The following is an 18,944-nucleotide window of genomic DNA, read 5'->3' on the forward strand; positions in this document are numbered from 1 at the left end:
CCCGCTTATTCATATTCATCCCAGCCGTCGAACTGGCGACTTTCTTTTTGCATTTCGCGATGGAACAGCTCTTCCAACTCGCGCCGCGCCTCTTTCACGCGGGAAATTTGCGCCACGTCGCCCTGATGCGGCGGCATCAGTTCACGCAGCATGCGCATATCCAGGCGGCGGAAATGCTGCTGGGCGCGGAAGGCCTGATGCGGGTGCATGCCCAACTCCATCAGCGCCTTGCGCCCCAGTTCCAGCGCGCTGGAGAAGGTCTCGCGGCTGAACTGTTTCACCCCCGCCTGCAGCAACTCATGCGCCTCCACGCGGCCGCGCGCGCGCGCCAGGATGCTCAGGTTCGGGAAGTGCTGCTGGCACAGCCGCACGATCTCCATGGTGTCTTCCGGCTCATTGCAGGTGATCACGATCGACTTGGCCTTCTCGGCGCCCGCCGCGCGCAACAGCTCCAGCTCGGTGGCATCGCCGTAATAAACCTTGTAGCCGTAGCGCCGCAGTACGCCAACGGCGCTGACGTCGCGCTCCAGTACGGTAATGCGCATCTTGTTGGCCATCAGCAGGCGGCCGATCACCTGGCCGAAACGCCCGAAGCCGACGATGATCACCTGCGGATCGTCGTCTTCCACGTACGGCGTTTCCTCATCCTCGTCCTTGGCGTTGTATCGGCGCGCCAAAATGCGGTCGATGGCCTGCATCAGCAGCGGCGTGGTCATCATCGACAGCGTCACCACCACCAGCAGTAAAGAGAGTTGATCCGGCTGCAGCACCTTTTGGGCGCCCGCCGCAGAAAACAACACGAAGGCGAACTCACCGCCCTGGCTGAGCACGCCGGCGAACTGCAGGCGCACCGAGCTGCGCAGGCCGAACAGGCGCGACACGCCGTAGAGCACGCCGGATTTGACCGCCACCAGCGCCAGCACGCCGATCAACACTTCGGCCAGGTGGGTGTAGAGCACGCCGATATTCAACACCATACCCACCGAGATAAAGAATAACCCCAGCAGCAGCCCTTTAAACGGCTCGATGGAAATTTCCAACTCGTGGCGGTATTCGCTCTCCGCCAGCAGCACGCCGGCAATGAAGGTGCCGAGCGCCATCGACAGGCCGAGCGTCTCCATAAACAGCGCCGAGCCGAGCACCAACAACAGCGCCGCGGCGGTGAAGATTTCGCGCACGCCGGAAGCGGCGATATAGCGGAACAGCGGCCGCAGCAGGAAGCGGCCGCCGATCAGCATGCCGCCGAACGCCGCCACCTTGAGCGCGATTTTCGCCCAATCGTCGCTGGTGCCACCCGCGCCGGCCAGAATCGGGATCAACGCCAGCGCCGGGATCACCGCCATATCCTGGAACAGCAGCACCGAAAAGCCGAGCTGCCCCCCTTCGTTGCGGTTCATGCCCTTCTCGCGCATCAGCTGCAGCGCCATCGCGGTGGAGGACATCGCCAGACCGACGCCGCCGATCACCGCCGCCTGCCAGGCAAAGTGCGTCAGGTACAACAACGCGCCCAGCACCGCCGCGGTGATCAACACCTGGCCGGCGCCGGCGCCGAAGATCGAGCGCCGCAGTTCCCACAGCTTGCTGGGGTTCAGCTCCAGGCCGATGATGAACATCAGGAACACCACGCCCAGTTCGGAGAAGTGCAGGATCTCGTCAACGTCGCGAATGAAGCCCAATCCCCAGGGGCCGATGGCGATGCCGGCGATCAGATAGCCCAGCACCGCGCCGATCCCCAGGCGACGAGCGATCGGCACCGTCACCACCGCGGCGAACAGGAACAGTAAAATGGCGGTCAGTAAGGTTGATCCTTCCATGCTCACCGCCCTCCGTGCGGCAGCGGGTGGCTCAGCCACTCGCCGTAGGCGTCCGCATGGCTGCGCAGCACCTCCGGCTTCTGCCGCCGCGCCCAATACACCACGAACGGCGTCAACCAGTGCATATGGCACATTCCGGCGGTCAACTCGAACGGCCGCAGGATATCTTCCATCGGATAATGGTTATAACCGCCGGTGCGATAGGCGCCTTCCGGCTCGCCGGTGGTGATCACCGAGCGCCAGTATTTGCCCGCCAACGCATTGCCGCCCACCCCGCTGGCGAAGCCGCGCGACAAGACCCGATCCAGCCACTCCTTCAGCAGCGCCGGGCAGCTGTAGGTATAGAGAGGATGCTGAAACACGATGACCTGATGCTCACGCAGCAGCTGTTGTTCGTGATGGATATCGATAAAAAAATCAGGATAGTGCGCGTAAAGATCGTGCACGGTGACATGTTCCAACTGCTGCGCCGGTCGAAGCAAAACCCGGTTCGCCACCGAGTCATGGGATTCCGGATGGGCATACAGCAGCAAGACCTTGGGCGGCTGCGACATCATTCCCCTCCAAAGCGTCGTCAGGGTAGCGGTTTTCCGTTACCATGCATCGCAAAGACAAAAACAGCGCGCGGTGCGCGTTCTGTTACCTTAATGATAATTTAACATACTCTGAACATACGGCGCTTTATGATTGTATTCTCCTCGCTACAAATCCGACGCGGCATTCGCGTCCTGCTGGACAACGCCACGGCGACGGTTAATCCCGGTCAGAAGGTCGGCCTGGTGGGCAAAAACGGCTGCGGCAAATCCACGCTGCTGTCGCTGCTGAAGGGCGAGATCGCGGCGGACGGCGGCAGTTTCACCTTCCCCGGCAACTGGGCGCTGGCTTGGGTCAACCAGGAGACGCCGGCGCTGGACGTGCCGGCGATCGAGTATGTTATCGACGGCGACCGCGAGTTTCGCCAGCTTGAAGCCGAACTGCAGGCGGCCAACGACCGCAACGACGGCCACGCCATCGCCACCCTGCACGGCAAGCTGGACGCCATCGACGCCTGGACCATCCGTTCCCGCGCCGCCAGTCTGCTGCACGGCCTCGGCTTCTCCAACGAACAGCTGCAAAGCCCGGTACGCGACTTCTCTGGCGGCTGGCGCATGCGCCTTAACCTGGCACAGGCGCTGGTGTGCCGTTCGGATCTGCTGCTGCTCGACGAACCGACCAACCACCTGGATCTCGACGCGGTGATCTGGCTGGAGCGCTGGCTGAAAAGCTATCCCGGCACGCTGGTGCTGATCTCGCACGACCGCGACTTCCTCGATCCGATCGTCGACAAGATCCTGCATATCGAACAGCAGACGATGAACGAGTACACCGGCAACTATTCTTCGTTCGAACGCCAGCGCGCCACCAAACTGGCGCAGCAGCAGTCGCTGTATCAGCACCAGCAAGAGAAAGTGGCGCACCTGCAAAGCTATATCGACCGTTTCCGCGCGCAGGCCACCAAGGCCAAGCAGGCGCAAAGCCGTATCAAGATGCTGGAGCGCATGGAGCTGATCGCCCCGGCGCACGTCGACAATCCGTTCACCTTCAGCTTCCGTCCGCCGGAAAGCCTGCCGAACCCGCTGCTGCGCATGGAAAAGGTCAGCGCCGGCTATGGCGAGAAAGTGATCCTGAAGTCAATCAAGCTGAACCTGGTACCCGGCTCGCGCATCGGCCTGCTCGGCCGCAACGGCGCCGGCAAATCGACGCTGATCAAACTGCTGGCCGGCACCCTGGAACCGCTGAGCGGCGAGATCGGCCTGGCGAAAGGCATCAAGCTGGGCTACTTCGCCCAGCACCAGCTGGAATTCCTGCGCGCCGACGAATCGCCGCTGCAACATCTGAGCCGCATCGCCCCAAGGGTGCTGGAGCAGCAGCTGCGCGACTATCTGGGCGGTTTCGGCTTCCAGGGCGACAAGGTCAGCGAAATGACCGAGCGGTTCTCTGGCGGCGAGAAGGCGCGGCTGGTGCTGGCGCTGATCGTCTGGCAGCGCCCGAACCTGCTGCTGCTCGATGAACCGACCAACCACCTGGATCTCGACATGCGCCAGGCGCTGACCGAGGCGCTGATCGATTTCGAAGGCGCGTTGGTGGTGGTATCGCACGACCGTCATCTACTGCGCTCCACCACCGACGATCTGTATCTGGTGCACGACGGCCAGGTCGAGCCTTTCGAGGGCGACCTCGACGACTACCAGCAGTGGCTGATCGATCTGCAGCGTCAGGAAAGCCAGCAGGACGCACCGGAAAAAGAGAGCGGTGGCAACAGCGCACAGGCGCGCAAGGATCAAAAACGCCGCGAGGCGGAATTCCGCACCCAGACCCAACCGCTGCGCAAGCAGATCGCCAAACTGGAACAGCAGATGGAAAAACTGGGCGCCGAACTGGCGGCGGTGGAAGAGCAGTTGGCGGACTCCGCACTGTACGACATCAGCCGCAAGGCCGAGCTGACCGACTGCCTGCAAAAGCAAAGCCAGGCCAAATCCGCGCTGGAAGAGACGGAAATGACCTGGCTGGATGCGCAGGAACAGCTGGAGCAGCTAACGCAGGCGTTCGACGCCTAAGCCTCAGGCCTTGTAAAAAGGTTTATCCCCCAGAATGGTCGCGCGGTGCATGATGCGCCGCTGCGGCAGATAATCCGCGTTGGCGTAGTGTTGCGTCACGCGGTTATCCCAGATCGCCACGTCATTCTCCTGCCAGCGCCAGCGCACCTGAAACTCCGGTTTGGTGATGTGAGCAAACAGGAAATTCAGTAAAGCGTCACTCTCCTTCGGCGCCAGATCGACGATCCGCGTAGTGAATCCTTCATTGACGAACAGCGCCTGCCGGCCGCTGACCGGGTGGGTGCGCACCACCGGATGCAGCAGCGGCGGGTTTTTCTGCACCGCCTGTTGCCAGCGCTGATGTTCCTCGTCACTGCCGCGATGCTTGTGCTCCGGGAACGACTTGGTGAAGTCATGCTCCGCGCGCAGCCCCGCCAACAGCGTTCTGAACGGCGTCGACAGCGCCTCGTAGGCGGCGATGCCGCTGGCCCACAGCGTATCGCCACCGGTGGAAGGCAAGGTCTTGGCCGCCAGGATCGCTCCCAGCGGCGGGTTCTCGATAAAGGTCACGTCGGTGTGCCAGTTATCGTTGTCCGGCGGGTTGTCGTCGTGGGTATCGAGCACGATGATCTCTTCCACGTCGGTGGCGTGCGGATAGACCGGATGAATATGCAGATCGCCGAAGCGGCCGGCCAGATCGCGCTGCTGCAGCGGCGTGATCGGCTGATTGCGGAAGAACAGCACCTGATGCTTCAGCAGCGCATGATAGAGCTGTTCAAACTGGCCGTCACCCAGCGGCCGGGCTAATTCGACGTTTTCCACCAGCGCCCCGATGTAAGGCCCCAGCGGGGTGATATTCAGACGTTCATTCATTGCTGTACTCCATGCCACGGGGTCAATCGACGCTGCAGGGCGCGCAGCCCCAGCTCCAGACCAAAAGCAATCACCGCAATCACGCCGATGCCGGCCAACACTACGTCGGTCGCCAGAAACTCACCGGCGGATTGCACCATAAATCCCAGGCCGCGCGTGGCGGCGATCAGTTCGGCGGCCACCAGCGTCGACCAGCCGACGCCCAGCCCGATGCGAATGCCGGTCAGGATCTCCGGCAGCGCGCTCGGCAACACCACGAAACGCAGCACCTGCCAGCGCGTAGCGCCCAACGCGCGGGCGGCGCGCACCCGCACCTGCGCCACGCTGCGCACACCGGCCACGGCGGAGAGCGTCACCGGTGCGAAGATAGCCAGATAAATCAGCAAGATCTTCGAGGTTTCGCCGATGCCGAACCAAATCACCATCAGCGGCAGATAGGCCAGCGGCGGCACCGGACGATAGATCTCAATCAGCGGATCGAGGATGCCGCGCACCGTGTCGTTCAGCCCCATGGCGATGCCCACCGGAATCCCGACGATCACCGCCGCCAACAGCGCCACCAAAATGCGTCCCAGGCTGGCCGCCAGATGCTGCCACAGCGTGGCGTCCATAAAGCCCTGCGGGCTGGCGATGGTGATCAGCTGGTGCAGCACCTGCTGCGGCGCCGGCAAAAACAGCGGGCTGATCAGCTGCAGCGCCGTCACGCCCCACCAGACGATCAATACCGTCAATAACGTGGCGCCGCTCAGCCAAACGTTGCGCGGTACGCTGAAACGGCGTACCGGCTTGTCCTGCGGCTGCGCCGCGGCCTTCAGAGTGGAATGCAGGCTCATAGCAAGGCCTCGCGCTGTTGGAAAACTTTGCCCAGCACGTATTCGCGCTGCGCGATAAATTCAGGATCGGACTTAATCGCGCGGCAGGCTTCGCCGTCGGCATAGCGTTGGCCGAAGTTCAGCGACAGCCGCTCCACCACCTGCCCCGGCCCCGGCGACAACAGCAGCAGCTCGCTGGCGAGGAACACCGCCTCTTCGATATCGTGGGTGATCAGCAGCACCTGCTTGCCGGTGTCGCGCCAGATGGTCAACAACAGCTCCTGCATCTGCTCGCGGGTGAACGCGTCCAGCGCGCCGAACGGCTCGTCCAGCAACAGCAGGCGCGGATCGGCGGCCAGGGCGCGGGCGATGCCGACGCGTTGACGCATGCCGCCGGAAAGCTGCCAGATAAAATGCCGTTCGTAACCGGCCAGCCCCACGCGCTGCAGCATCTGCTCTGCTACCTGGCGACGCTGCGCCTTGCCGACGCCAGCCAACTGCAGGCCGAATTCGACGTTGTCCACCACGTTGCGCCACGGCAGTAAGCCCTCATGCTGGAACACCACGCCCCGCTCGGCGCTCGGGCCGTGAACGGGCGTTCCATCCAGCGTGATGCTGCCAGCTGAAGGCTCGATAAACCCGGCGATCAAATTCAGCAGCGTGGTCTTGCCGCAGCCCGACGGGCCGAGCACCACCACCAGTTGCCCGGCGGCGATCTGGAACGACACGTCGCGCAGCGCCGGCCGCCCCTGATACTCTGCTGAAAGATGATTGACGTTTAGCATCCTGCTTCCTTACGACTGCGGCGCAGCCTGCACCTGTTTCACAAAACGGTCGGTCACATACGCGCTGTAGTCGCTGTCGACCTGCGGGATCTTGCCCTGCTGCTTGAGGAATTCGGCGGTATCGCGGATCGCCTTATCCACCGGCTGGCCGAGCTGGGCAACCTGATCCGCCACCGGCAGATAACGGTTCCCCTTCACCAGCTCCGGCACCTGCGCTTGCGGCACGCCGCTCAGGCGCGCCAGCGTGCTGAGATGGTTCGGATCTTTCAGCCACTGTTCCGGCGCCGCCAGGTAGGCCTGTTGCGCCTGCAGCGCGCTGGCGGCAAAGGCGGTCACCACGTCGGGATGTTTCTCGGCGAAGTCCTTGCGCACCACCCACACGTCCAGCGTAGGCGAGCCCCATTCGCCTACCTGCGCGGAGTCGGTCAGCACCTTGCCCTGTTTCGCCAGTTCGTTGACTACCGGCGCCCAGACGTACGCGCCGTCGATGTCGCCGCGCTGCCAGGCGGCGGCGATGGCCGGCGGCTGCAGATTGAGGATCTTCACTTGCTCAGGCTTGATGCCCCAATGTTTGAGCGAAGCCAGCAGGCTGTAATGGGTGGTGGAGATAAACGGCACCGCGATGCGCTTGCCGATCAGATCCTGCGGGCTTTTGATGTCATTCTTCACCACCAGCGCTTCGGAGCTGCCGAGCTGCGAGGCGATGAGGAACACTTCGATGGGGAGTTTTTGGCTGGCGGCCACCGCCAGTGGGCTGGAGCCGATATTGCCGATCTGCACGTCGCCGGAGGCCAGCGCGCGCAGCACGCTGGAGCCGCTGTCGAACTTACGCCAGTCGACGGTCGCGCCGGATTTTTTGGCGAAGCTGTTTTCCGCCTGCGCCACCTTGGCCGGTTCCGCCGACGTCTGATACGCCACGGTCACGTCCACCGCGTAGGCGCTGGCCGCGCTGAGCGACAACGCCAACAGCGCCGCGTTGCGTAAGGAAAAGAGTTTGCCCGCCATGTTCCGCTCCGTTGATAAAAATCTGTTCAGTTGCTGACAGTTTTATCTGAGCGATGACGGGCGATAAAAGAATAAAAAAGTCTTCTTTATTACCTTAAGTAATATTAGGGTAAATTACAGCGCGATCGTCCCGCGCAAGAACACGTGAGCATAGCCCCCAAGCAGCGTGCGGTCCCCTTGCAGTTCACAGAACAGCTCACCGCCGCGCGCCGAGATCTGCCGGGCATGCAAGCGATGGCGGCCGAGACGCGCCGTCCAGTAAGGCATCAGCGTGCAGTGTGCGGAGCCGGTGACCGGATCCTCGCCGCCGTCGAGGGTGAAATAGCGCGACACAAAGTCCACCGCGTCACCCGGCGCGGTGACGATCACCGCCCGCCCGGCCAGTGCGATCAGCGCGGGAATGTCCGGCCGCAGCGCGCGCACCTGCGCCTCGTTTTCCACCACCACCAGCAGCGCTTTCGCCTGCCACACTTCTTGCGGTTGCACGCCCAACAGCGCCGAAAGGCCCGCCGGCTCGGCGACTTTCTGCGGCGGCCGGGCGGGGAAATCAAGCACCAGCCGCTCCCGGTCCTGCGCATCGCGCTTGACGAACAGCTCGCCGCCGGCCGAACGGAAACGAATATCCTGCAGCGCCGGGTTAACCGCGCTGAACATCACATGCGCCGCCGCCAGCGTGCCGTGGCCGCAAAGATCGACCTCGCGTTCCGGGGTAAACCAGCGAATGGCGGTCATGTCGCCATCATCCCAGACAAAGCTGGTTTCCGGCAGACCGATCTCGTTGGCGATCGCCTGCAGCCGCTCCGTCGGCAGCGGTTGCGTCAGCAGACAGACCCCGGCCGGGTTGCCGCGCAGCCCTTCGCCGGTAAAGGCGACCACGTGATAATAGTTTTCCGCCATCGTTCGCTCCTTAATGCCAGATCAGTAACACACAGGCTGCAGTCAACAACCCCATGGAAACGTTGAAGATAACCCAGGCTTTTTTGCTGTGCAGCAGGCGGCCGATCACGGTGCCGAACGCCAGCCAGATAATGCCGGCGACGATGTTCACCGCCAAAATGCCCAGCGCAATCGCCGCAATGGAACCGTTATACCTGTCGCCCGCCAGGCTGAAACTCGCCACTGCGCCCAACGCCATCAGCCAGGCTTTCGGGTTGAGGAACTGCAGCAGCCAGCCCTGATAAAGCCGCACCGGCTGCGGCGGCGCCACCTCGGTTTCCAGCTTTTCATAGGCGGCGGTGGCCACTTTCCACGCCAGCCACAGCAGGTACAGGCTGCCGAGGATTTTCAGGATCAGGTGCAGCGACGGATAGACCAGGATCAGGCTGCCGACGCCGAAGGCCACCAACAGCAAAATGCTTTGCATGCCGAGCATGATGCCGATCATCAGCCCCAGCGATCGCATAAAGCCAAAGTTCGCGCCGGAGGTGGTCAGCAGCAGGTTATTGGGGCCGGGCGTGATGGCGGCCACCCACAGGAAGCCCAGCATCGACAGGAATAAACTCGGTTCCATGGCACGGGTGCTCCTCACCCAAGGCGCTTTTTTGCAGTATCATTGTTAGTTATTGGTATTGAAGCTAACAGTGCGTCTGGGATCTCACAATAGTCGCCAACAACATTTTTACTCAACCTATGCATGACGTCTTTCGCCCCCTGACCGGGGCCAGTAACCCGCACCTGCAAACGCTGTTGCCGCGGCTGGTGCGCCGCCGCGTGTTATTGAAACCGCATTGGCAACGGCTGGAATTGCCCGACGGCGATTTCGTCGATCTCGCCTGGAGCGAGGATCCGGCGCAGGCGCGCGACAAACCGCGCGCGGTGCTGTTTCATGGCCTGGAAGGCAGCTTCTACAGCCCCTACGCGCACGGCCTGCTCAACGCCTGGCGCGAGCGCGGCTGGCTCGGCGTGGTGATGCACTTTCGCGGCTGCAGCGGCGTGCCCAACCGCAAGCAGCGCATCTACCACTCCGGTGAAACCGAAGACGCGCGCTTCTTCCTGCGCTGGCTGCGCGACAGCTACGGCGAGGTGCCGACCGCGGCAGTAGGCGTTTCGCTCGGCGGCAACATGCTGGCCTGCTATCTGGCGCAGCAAGGCGCCGACAGCCTGCTGCAGGCGGCGGTGGTGGTCTCGGCGCCGCTGATGCTGGAGCCCTGCGCCTATCGCATGGAGCAAGGCTTCTCTCGCGTTTATCAGCGCTACCTGCTGGGACAGTTGAAACAAAACGCCACCCGTAAGTTGTTGCACTACCCGGACACCCTGCCGCTCAAGCTGTCACAGCTTAACGGCCTGCGGCGCATCCGCGAATTCGACGACGCCATCACCTCGCGCATTCACGGCTTCAGCGACGCTATCGACTATTATCGCCGCTGCAGCGCTCTGCCGCTGTTGCCGGCTGTCCAGACGCCGCTGCTGATCATCCATGCGAAGGACGATCCCTTCATGACCCATGAGGTGATCCCCGACGTCGCCGGCCTGCCGCGCAATATCGAATACCAGTTGACCGAGTACGGCGGCCACGTCGGCTTCGTCGGCGGCACGCTGAAAAAACCGCACATGTGGCTGGAGCATCGCATTCCGGCCTGGCTTTCCCCTTATCTGGACATCCCGACGTGATCATTCCCTGGCAAGAGCTGACAACCGATACCCTGAATAGCCTGATCGAATCCTTTGTACTGCGCGAAGGCACCGATTATGGCGAGCACGAGCGCTCGCTGGAGCAGAAGGTGGAGGACGTGCGCCGCCAGCTGAAAAACGGCGACGTGGTGCTGGTGTGGTCGGAACTGCACGAGAGCGTCAACATCATGCCGCGCGGCCAGTTCCGCGCCGGGCAGGAAGAAATTTAGTGGCGTTCGGTTCTATGACTGACGGAAAAAATCAGGTAACAATGGGGCATTGCAAACCAGCGCGCACCATTTTTTCCTGACATAGAGAGCGTCAACAAGAGCCACAATAATCCCCTGACGCCGGCGCATTCAACACGGAGTGACAACCACCATGTCTGCCAAACATCCCGTTATCGCGGTGACCGGTTCCAGCGGCGCCGGCACCACCACCACCAGCGTGGCGTTCCGCAAAATCTTCCAGCAGCTCAACATTCGCGCCGCCGAGCTGGAGGGCGACAGTTTCCACCGCTACACCCGGCCGGAGATGGACGCGGCGATCCGCAAGGCGCGCGATCTGGGCAGACACATCAGCTATTTCGGCCCCGAGGCCAACGACTTCGGCCTGCTGCAACAAAGCTTTATCGACTACGGCAAGAACGGCACCGGCCGTTCGCGCAAGTATCTGCATACCTACGACGAAGCGGTGCCATACAATCAGGTGCCGGGCACCTTCACCCCGTGGGAGCCACTGCCGGCGCCGACCGACGTGCTGTTCTACGAGGGGCTGCACGGCGGCGTAGTCACCGAGCACCATGACGTGGCCAAACATGTCGATCTGCTGGTCGGCGTGGTGCCGATCGTCAACCTGGAATGGATCCAGAAGCTGATCCGCGATACCGGCGAGCGCGGCCACTCCCGCGAAGCGGTAATGGATTCGGTGGTGCGTTCGATGGAAGACTACATCAACTACATCACGCCGCAGTTCTCGCGCACCCACATCAACTTCCAGCGCGTTCCGACGGTGGACACCTCCAACCCGTTCGCTGCCAAGGCCATTCCGTCACTGGATGAAAGCTTCGTGGTGATCCACTTCCGCGGGCTGGATCAGATAGACTTCCCCTATTTGCTGGCGATGCTGCAAGGATCGTTTATTTCGCACATCAATACGCTGGTGGTGCCGGGCGGCAAGATGGGGTTGGCGATGGAGCTGATCATGGCGCCGCTGGTGCAGCGGCTGCTGGAAGGCAAGAAGATCGAATAAGCGCGTTGAGCGCGGCGGCTGGCCGCGCTCCGTCTCGATTACGCCGGCTGGCGGATCTCGAAGCTGTGGGTCACCGTGGCGGCTTTGTTGAGCATCAGCGCCACCGAGCAGTATTTCTCCGCCGACAGGTTCACCGCTCGCTCTACGATCTTGTCGGTCAGATCCTGACCGGTGACGATGAAGTGCAGGTTGATATGGGTGAACAGCCGCGGGGCTTCTTCGCGGCGCTCGGAGGTCAGCTTCACCTCGCAATCGCGCACGTCATTGCGCCCTTTTTGCAGGATGGACACCACGTCGATCGCGCTGCAGCCGCCTACCGACATCAGCACCATCTCCATCGGGCTGGGCGCTTTATCGCCGGCGTTGCCGTCCATCAGTACCTGATGGCCGGAGGCCGATTCACCCAAAAACGTTAACCCTTCCACCCATTTAACTCTTGCCTGCATTCTGGTCACTCCGGTTGATTTCTTAAAATCAGAGTACGCTTTCGCATAGAAACAGGCAACGTAACCTGATGCTAATCATGCTGAAGCGAGACAACACGAGACACCCGCCTTACTCTGTGCTACAAACAGAGCCGCAATAAATCTTTCCGGGACACTGCATTTCAGGGAAACGCCCAGAGAAAGGCTCCTTTACCGGTATGTTAACAGAATGTAGCTTGCAGCGCTTACGGCAAGTTAATATGCTAGAGCGACAGCGTATTTTTATGACACGCCTCAAAACTTGCCGGTAGCCCTCGCTCATAACAGCGGCTACAGGCGGGTTTTACAGGGAACTCTGACCCCTGTGACACAAGGCAGCGATAACAACAGAGGATAACAGCGAATGGTTCTCGGCAAACCGCAAACAGACCCTACTCTCGAATGGTTCCTGTCTCATTGCCATATCCACAAATATCCATCGAAGAGTACGCTGATTCACCAAGGTGAAAAGGCCGAAACGCTTTACTACATCGTGAAAGGCTCCGTCGCGGTGCTGATCAAGGATGAAGAAGGTAAAGAGATGATCTTGTCCTACCTCAACCAGGGGGATTTCATCGGCGAGCTCGGATTGTTCGAAGAGGGCCAGGAGCGCAGCGCCTGGGTTCGCGCGAAAACCGCCTGTGAAGTGGCCGAAATTTCCTACAAGAAATTCCGCCAGCTGATCCAGGTGAACCCGGACATCCTGATGCGTCTGTCCGCCCAAATGGCGAGCCGCCTGCAGGTCACTTCCGAAAAAGTGGGCAACCTCGCCTTCCTGGACGTTACCGGCCGCATCGCGCAAACCTTGCTGAATCTGGCGAAGCAACCCGACGCCATGACTCACCCGGACGGCATGCAGATCAAAATCACCCGTCAGGAAATCGGCCAGATCGTCGGCTGCTCGCGCGAAACCGTTGGCCGTATTCTGAAAATGCTGGAAGACCAAAACCTGATTTCCGCCCACGGCAAAACCATTGTCGTCTACGGCACCCGTTAATCCCTGAAAAAACGGCGCAATCTGCGCCGTTTTTTATCTGCTCGCTGCCATGTGGCGTCGTCTGATCTACCACCCGGAAGTCAATTACGCACTGCGACAAACGCTGGTGTTGTGCCTGCCGGTGCTGTTCGGCCTGCTGATCGGCCAGCTGCAGCTCGGCCTGATGTTCTCTCTGGTGCCCGCCTGCTGCAATATCGCCGGTCTCGACACGCCGCATAAGCGCTTCTTTAAACGGCTGATCGTCGGCGGTGCGCTGTTCGCCCTCAGCAGCCTGCTGCTGCAACAGGCCCTGCTGTGGCATCTGCCGCTGCCGGCGCTGATGCTGGGTCTGGCGCTGTTGCTCGGCGTCACCGGCGAAATCAGCCCGCTGCACGCCCGGCTGTTGCCGGCGGCGCTGGTGGCCGCCATCTTCGCTCTCAGCATGGCTGGCACGGTACCAATCTGGCAGGCGCCGTTGTTGTACGTCATCGGCACCGCCTGGTACGGCTTATTCACCTGGTTCTGGTTCAAACTGTGGAAAGAGCAGCCGATGCGCGAGACGTTGAGCCAGCTTTATCTGGAACTGGCGGACTACTTCGAAGCCAAGTATTCGCTGCTGACCCAACACACCGACCCGCAAACCGCGCTGCCGCCGCTGCTGGTGCGCCAGCAAAAGGTGATGGATCTGATCAGCCTACTGTACCAACAGCTTAATTTCCTGCCGCACGCCAACAACCTCGATCAAAAGCGCCTGCAGCGCGCCTTTCAGGTGGCGATGGACCTGCAGGAGCACATCACCGTCAGCCTGCATCTGCCGGAAGAAGTGCAGAAGCTGATGGAGCAGAGCCAGGCCGAAGCGATCATTCGCCGCAACGCCCAGGTGATCGCCGGCCGGCTGCGCGTGGTGGCGCACGATATTCTCTACCATCAACATTCGAAGCGCTTTTCCATGACGCACGAGCTGGCGGCGCTGGAAAAAATGGCGGCGCAGCATCCCGACAACCCGGTCGGCCAGTTTTGCTACTACCATTTCAGCCGCATCGCCCGCCTGCTGCGCACCCAGCACCCGCTGTACCGCCGCGATTTGATGCCCAGCCAGCACCGCCTGCCGTTTTGGCCGGCGTTGGCCAGCTACCTGTCGTTCAAATCCACCGCCCTGCGCAACGCCGCGCGGCTGGGGGTAACGCTGGCGGTCGGCAGCAGCCTGGGGGCGGTATTCAACCTGCCGAAGCCTTACTGGATCCTGCTCACTATCATGCTGGTGAGTCAAAACGGCTATAACGCCACCCGGGTGCGCATTCAGCACCGTGCGCTGGGCACGATCGCCGGACTGTTGCTGGCGGCGGGTCTGCTGCAGCTGCAGTTGCCGGAAGGGGAAACGCTGAGCATCATGCTGGTGATCACGCTGCTGGCCTACCTGGTTTCGCGCAAGAATTACGGGCTATCGGTGATCGGCTTTACGGTCACGGCGGTTTACACCCTGCAGCTGCTGGCGCTGAACGGCTCGCATTTTCTGGTGCCGCGCCTGATCGATACGCTGATCGGCTGCGTGCTGGCGTTCGGCGGCACCATTTGGCTGTGGCCGCAGTGGCAAAGCGGGCTGCTGCGCAAAAATGCCCATCAGGCGCTGGAGAACGATCAGGCCGCGCTGCGGCTGATGCTGAAGCAACCCGAGCCGGACGCCGCCTCGCTGGCCTACGCCCGCATGCAGGTCAACCAGGCGCACAATGCGCTGTTCACAGCGCTCAATCAGGCGATGCAGGAACCGGGATTCGCCTCGAACTATCTGGCTGACATGCGGCTGTGGGTCACTCACAGCCAGTTCATCGTCGAGCACCTGAACGCCATGACCATTCTGGCGCGCGAGCACTACATGCTGACGCCGAAGCTGGCGGAAGAGTATCTGCAAACCTGTGAAATCGCGCTGCAAAGCTGCCAGCAGCGGCTGGAATACGATGGCCCGAGCAGCGACAACAGCGGCATCATGCAGCCGCCGGACTTGCATCCGGACATGCCCGTCACCGAGATGGAGCGCCATCTGCGGCGCATCCTGTCGCACCTGAGCGTGATGCATACCATTTCGTCGCTGGCCTGGCGCCAGCGCCCGCACCACGGCATCTGGCTCAAACGCAAACTGCGCGATCAATAAGGGCGCGGCATGCCGCGCCCCGTTATTCGCCGCACGGGCTTCAGGCGTTGATCACGTCCTGCACCGCCAGCTCGAACAGCGCCATGCCGGCTTCGATATCCTGCAGCTCCACCACCAGCGACGGCGCGAAACGAATCACGTTCGGCCCGGCGTTGAGGATCATCAGCCCACGCACAGCGGCGGCGGTGAGGAAGTCACGCGCTCTGCCGTGATAATGCGGCGTCAGTTCGGCGCCAATCAGCAACCCCATACCGCGAATGGCGGTGAAAATACCGTATTTATCGCCGATATTCTGTAAAGCCTGCACATACAGCGCATGGCGCTGCTCAATGCCGCTCAACACCTCCGGCGTATTGATCACATCCAGCGCCGCCTCCGCCACCGCGCAGGCCAGCGGGTTGCCGCCGTAGGTAGTGCCGTGAGTGCCCACCTGCATCACCGACGCGATCTCTTCGGTGGTCAGCATGGCGCTGACCGGGAAACCGCCGCCCAGCGCCTTGGCGGTGGTGAGAATGTCCGGCGTCACGCCATAATGCATGTAGGCGAACAGCTTGCCGCTGCGCCCCATGCCGCTCTGCACTTCGTCGAACACCAGCAGCGCCTGATGTTGGTCGCACAGCTCGCGCACGCCTTTGAGGAAGCCGGCGTCGACCGGCGTAATGCCGCCCTCACCCTGAATCGGCTCCATCACCACCGCGCAGGTATGGTCGTCCATCACCGCTTTCACCGCCGCCAGATCGTTAAACGGCACGTGCACAATGTCGGCCGGCTTCGGCCCGAACCCGTCGGAGTATTTAGCCTGCCCGCCCACCGAAACGGTGAACAGCGTGCGGCCGTGAAACGCGTTATAGAAGGCGATGATTTTGGTTTTGTATGGGCTGTGGCGAGTGATGGCGTAATGGCGCGCCAGCTTGAACGCCGCCTCGTTGGCCTCCGCGCCAGAGTTGGCGAAGAACACCCGATCGGCAAAGGTGGCGTCGATCAGTTTACTCGCCAGACGCAGCGCCGGTTCATTGGTGAAGACGTTGCTGGTATGCCACAGGGTTTCTCCCTGACGTTTGAGCGCGTCGACCAGCGCCGGGTGGCAATGTCCCAGCGCCGTTACCGCGATGCCGCCGGAAAAATCGATGTACTCTTTTCCCTGCTGATCCCAGACCCGGCTGCCTTTGCCGCGCACCGGCACGAACTGGGCAGGTGCATAAACAGGCAGGATAACCTGGTCAAAGGTGCTGCGGCTCACTGCGAATTTGTCAGTCATTTTCGGCTCCACCCCGAAGGTTTTTCGGCGCTATTTCGATGTCATATTGAAAACATAATCACGAAATATGCATAAAAAACCAATCAAGCGCAAACGCAAAACGCCTGACGGGCGAAAAAACGCGAAAGTATTAACGCTTGAGGAAATTATCCAGCAGCTGGTGGCCCTGCTCGCTGAGCACGCTTTCCGGATGGAACTGCACGCCTTCCAACGCCAAAGTGCGGTGGCGAATGCCCATGATCTCATCACGCACGCCGTCGCGCTCGCTCCAGGCGGTCACTTCAAAACAGTCCGGCAGCGTCTCGGCTTTCAGCACCAGCGAGTGGTAACGGGTCACGGTCAACGGATCGCTCAGGCCGCGAAACACGCCGACGCCCAGGTGACGAATGGCCGAGGTTTTGCCGTGCATCACCGCACGGGCGCGCACCACCTCGGCGCCGAACGCCTGCCCCAGCGCCTGATGCCCCAGGCACACGCCGAGGATCGGCAGTTTGCCGGCGAAATGTCGAATGGCGGCCAGCGAGATACCCGCTTCGTTCGGGGTACAGGGGCCAGGAGAAATCACCAGATGCTGCGGCGCCAGCCGCTCGATATCGGCCAGCTGCAGCTCATCGTTGCGCTTCACCAGCACCTCGGCGCCCAATTCGCAGAAGTACTGGTAAAGGTTATAGGTAAAGGAGTCGTAGTTATCGATCAGCAGCAGCATGTTAGGTCCGGCAGAGAAAAACGCCGCCATAGTTTACTGATTTAACCCGCCGCTGCCGACGATAATTTCCGCTTACTTTTTACGGCCGCCGGTGATCGACCCCAGCACGCCGCGCAGGATCTGGCGGCCGAGATCGCGCGCCATGCTCTTGGCGGCGGTCTGGACGATGCCGTCGCGCTTGCCGCCGCGCGGGCCGGTGGAACCGAACAGCAGCTCGTTCAGGCCGTCCATCAGGCCGCCGCCCGCCTGCTGTTGTTGCTGTTGCGCCTGCGGTTGCTGCCCCTGCTGCGGGGTGCCGACGGTGGCAAATCCACCCGACGACAGCTTCTCGTAGGCGGACTCGCGATCGATCATATCCTCATAGCGGCCATACAGCGGCGACTTGTTGATCGCGCTGTTCAGCCCTTCCGCGCCAAGCATGCCCATCTTGGATTCCGGCGCGATGACCATCGCCCGCTCCACCACGTTCGGGCGGCCCTTCTCGTCGAGGAACGACACCAGCGCTTCGCCCACGCCCAGCTCGGTGATCGCCGTTTCGGCATCAAAGGCCGGGTTGGCGCGCAGGGTTTGCGCCGCCGTCTTCACCGCTTTCTGATCGCGCGGGGTAAAGGCGCGCAAAGCATGCTGTACGCGGTTGCCCAATTGGCCCAATACGCTGTCCGGAATGTCCAGCGGGTTCTGGGTGACGAAGTAAATGCCGACGCCTTTGGAGCGGATCAGGCGCACCACCTGTTCGATCTTGGTCAGCAGCGCCGCCGGCGCGTCGTTGAACAGCAGGTGCGCTTCATCGAAGAAGAACACCAGCTTCGGCTGTTCGGGATCGCCCACTTCCGGCAGGTGCTCAAACAGCTCGGCCAGCAGCCATAGCAGGAACACCGAATACAGCTTCGGCTGATTGATCAGCTTGTCCGCCGCCAGCAGGTTGATCACGCCGTGACCGTTGGCGTCGGTTTTCATCAGATCGTTGATGTCCAGCATCGGCTCGCCGAAGAACTGGTTGGCACCCTGTTCTTCCAGCGTCAGCAATCCACGCTGGATGGCGCCGATCGACGCGGTAGAGATATTGCCGTACTGGGTCTGGAATTGTTTGGCGTTATCGCCGACGAACTGCACCATGGCGCGCAGGTCTTTCATATCCAGCAGCAGCAGCGCATTGTCATCGGCGATTTTGAACACCAGCTGCAGCACGCCGCTTTGCACCTCGTTCAGATCCAGCAGGCGCCCCAGCAGCAACGGCCCGAGATCGGAAATCGTGGCGCGGATCGGGTGGCCTTTTTCACCGTAAATATCCCACGGGATAATGGTGCAGGCCTGCGGTTGCCAGTCGGTAACGCCGATCGCCGCCAGACGCGCCTGCAGTTTTTCGGAAGGCACGCCCTCGGTGCCGATGCCGGACAGATCGCCCTTCACATCCGACAGGAACACCGGCACGCCGATGCGTGAGAACTGTTCGGCCATTTTCTGCAGCGTCACCGTCTTGCCGGTGCCGGTTGCCCCGGTGATCAAGCCGTGGCGGTTGGCCAACGCCGGCAAAATCACCAGATCCTGTTCCGGTTTTCCGTCTTTCATCGCTTTGGCGATAATCCGTGGTTCACTCATTTTCTGTTCCTTTGACGCTGACGCGGCGCGAAACGCGCCTGTGGATGCAATAAAGCTATAAGCGCC

Annotated in this window: 18 protein-coding genes; 6 read left to right on the forward strand and 12 right to left on the reverse strand. The window is 61.6% G+C overall.

The window, feature by feature from the left end; genetic code table 11:
* Positions 1–5: 5 nt before the first annotated feature.
* Both kefB and kefG read right to left on the reverse strand, forming a co-directional pair.
* The gene (gene kefB / locus ATE40_RS19200) at positions 6–1,814 is read right to left on the reverse strand and encodes a glutathione-regulated potassium-efflux system protein KefB (RefSeq protein WP_019456128.1); all 1,809 of its coding nucleotides are present in this window, start codon (positions 1,812–1,814) and stop codon (positions 6–8) included.
* Between the two features lie 2 nt (positions 1,815–1,816).
* Positions 1,817–2,368, reverse strand: coding sequence for a glutathione-regulated potassium-efflux system ancillary protein KefG (kefG, locus tag ATE40_RS19205; protein ID WP_025159909.1), 552 nt, complete (start codon positions 2,366–2,368; stop codon positions 1,817–1,819).
* 129 nt (positions 2,369–2,497) lie between these two features.
* Here kefG and ATE40_RS19210 point away from each other — a divergent pair, with 129 nt between their 5' ends.
* Entirely contained in the window at positions 2,498–4,411 is a 1,914-nt protein-coding gene (locus tag ATE40_RS19210; protein WP_019456130.1) for an ABC transporter ATP-binding protein, read from the forward strand.
* 3 nt (positions 4,412–4,414) lie between these two features.
* Here ATE40_RS19210 and tauD read toward each other — a convergent pair whose 3' ends face one another.
* The 6 genes from tauD to ATE40_RS19240 form a co-directional block, all read right to left on the reverse strand.
* The gene (tauD, locus tag ATE40_RS19215; RefSeq protein ID WP_063918410.1) at positions 4,415–5,263 is read right to left on the reverse strand and encodes a taurine dioxygenase; all 849 of its coding nucleotides are present in this window, start codon (positions 5,261–5,263) and stop codon (positions 4,415–4,417) included.
* Positions 5,260–6,096, reverse strand: a complete 837-nt coding sequence (gene tauC, locus ATE40_RS19220) for a taurine ABC transporter permease TauC (protein WP_019456132.1) — start codon at positions 6,094–6,096, stop codon at positions 5,260–5,262. Before tauC ends, tauD begins: the two co-directional genes overlap by 4 nt.
* Positions 6,093–6,860 carry a taurine ABC transporter ATP-binding subunit gene (gene tauB / locus ATE40_RS19225; protein ID WP_019456133.1) on the reverse strand — a complete coding sequence of 256 codons (768 nt, stop codon included), beginning with the start codon at positions 6,858–6,860 and terminating at the stop codon, positions 6,093–6,095. The genes tauC and tauB overlap by 4 nt, the downstream gene beginning before the upstream one ends.
* A 9-nt stretch (positions 6,861–6,869) precedes the next feature.
* Entirely contained in the window at positions 6,870–7,865 is a 996-nt protein-coding gene (gene tauA / locus ATE40_RS19230; protein WP_019456134.1) for a taurine ABC transporter substrate-binding protein, read from the reverse strand.
* A 114-nt stretch (positions 7,866–7,979) separates the two neighbouring features.
* On the reverse strand, positions 7,980–8,762 hold the full coding sequence (locus ATE40_RS19235) for a PhzF family phenazine biosynthesis protein (RefSeq protein WP_019456135.1): 783 nt from the start codon (positions 8,760–8,762) through the stop codon (positions 7,980–7,982).
* Between the two features lie 10 nt (positions 8,763–8,772).
* Positions 8,773–9,375, reverse strand: coding sequence for a LysE family translocator (locus ATE40_RS19240; RefSeq protein WP_063918409.1), 603 nt, complete (start codon positions 9,373–9,375; stop codon positions 8,773–8,775).
* A 119-nt stretch (positions 9,376–9,494) separates the two neighbouring features.
* Here ATE40_RS19240 and ATE40_RS19245 point away from each other — a divergent pair, with 119 nt between their 5' ends.
* The 3 genes from ATE40_RS19245 (at position 9,495) to ATE40_RS19255 (ending at position 11,726) form a co-directional block, all read left to right on the forward strand.
* Positions 9,495–10,475 carry a hydrolase gene (locus tag ATE40_RS19245; protein WP_019456137.1) on the forward strand — a complete coding sequence of 327 codons (981 nt, stop codon included), beginning with the start codon at positions 9,495–9,497 and terminating at the stop codon, positions 10,473–10,475.
* Positions 10,472–10,705 carry a YheU family protein gene (locus ATE40_RS19250; protein WP_019456138.1) on the forward strand — a complete coding sequence of 78 codons (234 nt, stop codon included), beginning with the start codon at positions 10,472–10,474 and terminating at the stop codon, positions 10,703–10,705. The genes ATE40_RS19245 and ATE40_RS19250 overlap by 4 nt, the downstream gene beginning before the upstream one ends.
* A gap of 151 nt (positions 10,706–10,856) precedes the next feature.
* A complete protein-coding gene (locus ATE40_RS19255; RefSeq protein WP_004930374.1) occupies positions 10,857–11,726 on the forward strand; it encodes a phosphoribulokinase in 870 nt (289 codons plus the stop codon).
* A gap of 38 nt (positions 11,727–11,764) precedes the next feature.
* Here ATE40_RS19255 and ATE40_RS19260 read toward each other — a convergent pair whose 3' ends face one another.
* Entirely contained in the window at positions 11,765–12,172 is a 408-nt protein-coding gene (locus ATE40_RS19260) for an OsmC family protein (RefSeq protein WP_004930372.1), read from the reverse strand.
* 382 nt (positions 12,173–12,554) lie between these two features.
* Here ATE40_RS19260 and crp point away from each other — a divergent pair, with 382 nt between their 5' ends.
* A complete protein-coding gene (gene crp, locus ATE40_RS19265; protein ID WP_004090925.1) occupies positions 12,555–13,187 on the forward strand; it encodes a cAMP-activated global transcriptional regulator CRP in 633 nt (210 codons plus the stop codon).
* 49 nt (positions 13,188–13,236) lie between these two features.
* Positions 13,237–15,315 (forward strand): YccS/YhfK family putative transporter, encoded by a 2,079-nt coding sequence (locus ATE40_RS19270; RefSeq protein ID WP_063918408.1) that lies wholly within the window; start codon positions 13,237–13,239, stop codon positions 15,313–15,315.
* A 40-nt stretch (positions 15,316–15,355) separates the two neighbouring features.
* Here ATE40_RS19270 and argD read toward each other — a convergent pair whose 3' ends face one another.
* The 3 genes from argD to ATE40_RS19285 all read right to left on the reverse strand — a co-directional run bounded on the left by argD (position 15,356) and on the right by ATE40_RS19285 (position 18,878).
* Positions 15,356–16,573: a bifunctional acetylornithine/succinyldiaminopimelate transaminase gene (gene argD, locus ATE40_RS19275; RefSeq protein WP_063918407.1), complete on the reverse strand. Its 1,218-nt coding sequence runs from the start codon at positions 16,571–16,573 to the stop codon at positions 15,356–15,358.
* 130 nt (positions 16,574–16,703) lie between these two features.
* Entirely contained in the window at positions 16,704–17,279 is a 576-nt protein-coding gene (locus ATE40_RS19280) for an aminodeoxychorismate synthase component II (RefSeq protein ID WP_063918426.1), read from the reverse strand.
* A gap of 72 nt (positions 17,280–17,351) precedes the next feature.
* Positions 17,352–18,878 carry a helicase HerA-like domain-containing protein gene (locus ATE40_RS19285; protein ID WP_063918406.1) on the reverse strand — a complete coding sequence of 509 codons (1,527 nt, stop codon included), beginning with the start codon at positions 18,876–18,878 and terminating at the stop codon, positions 17,352–17,354.
* Positions 18,879–18,944 lie beyond the last annotated feature (66 nt).

The organism is Serratia surfactantfaciens, assembly GCF_001642805.2.
GTDB classification, from domain to species: Bacteria; Pseudomonadota; Gammaproteobacteria; order Enterobacterales; family Enterobacteriaceae; genus Serratia; species Serratia surfactantfaciens.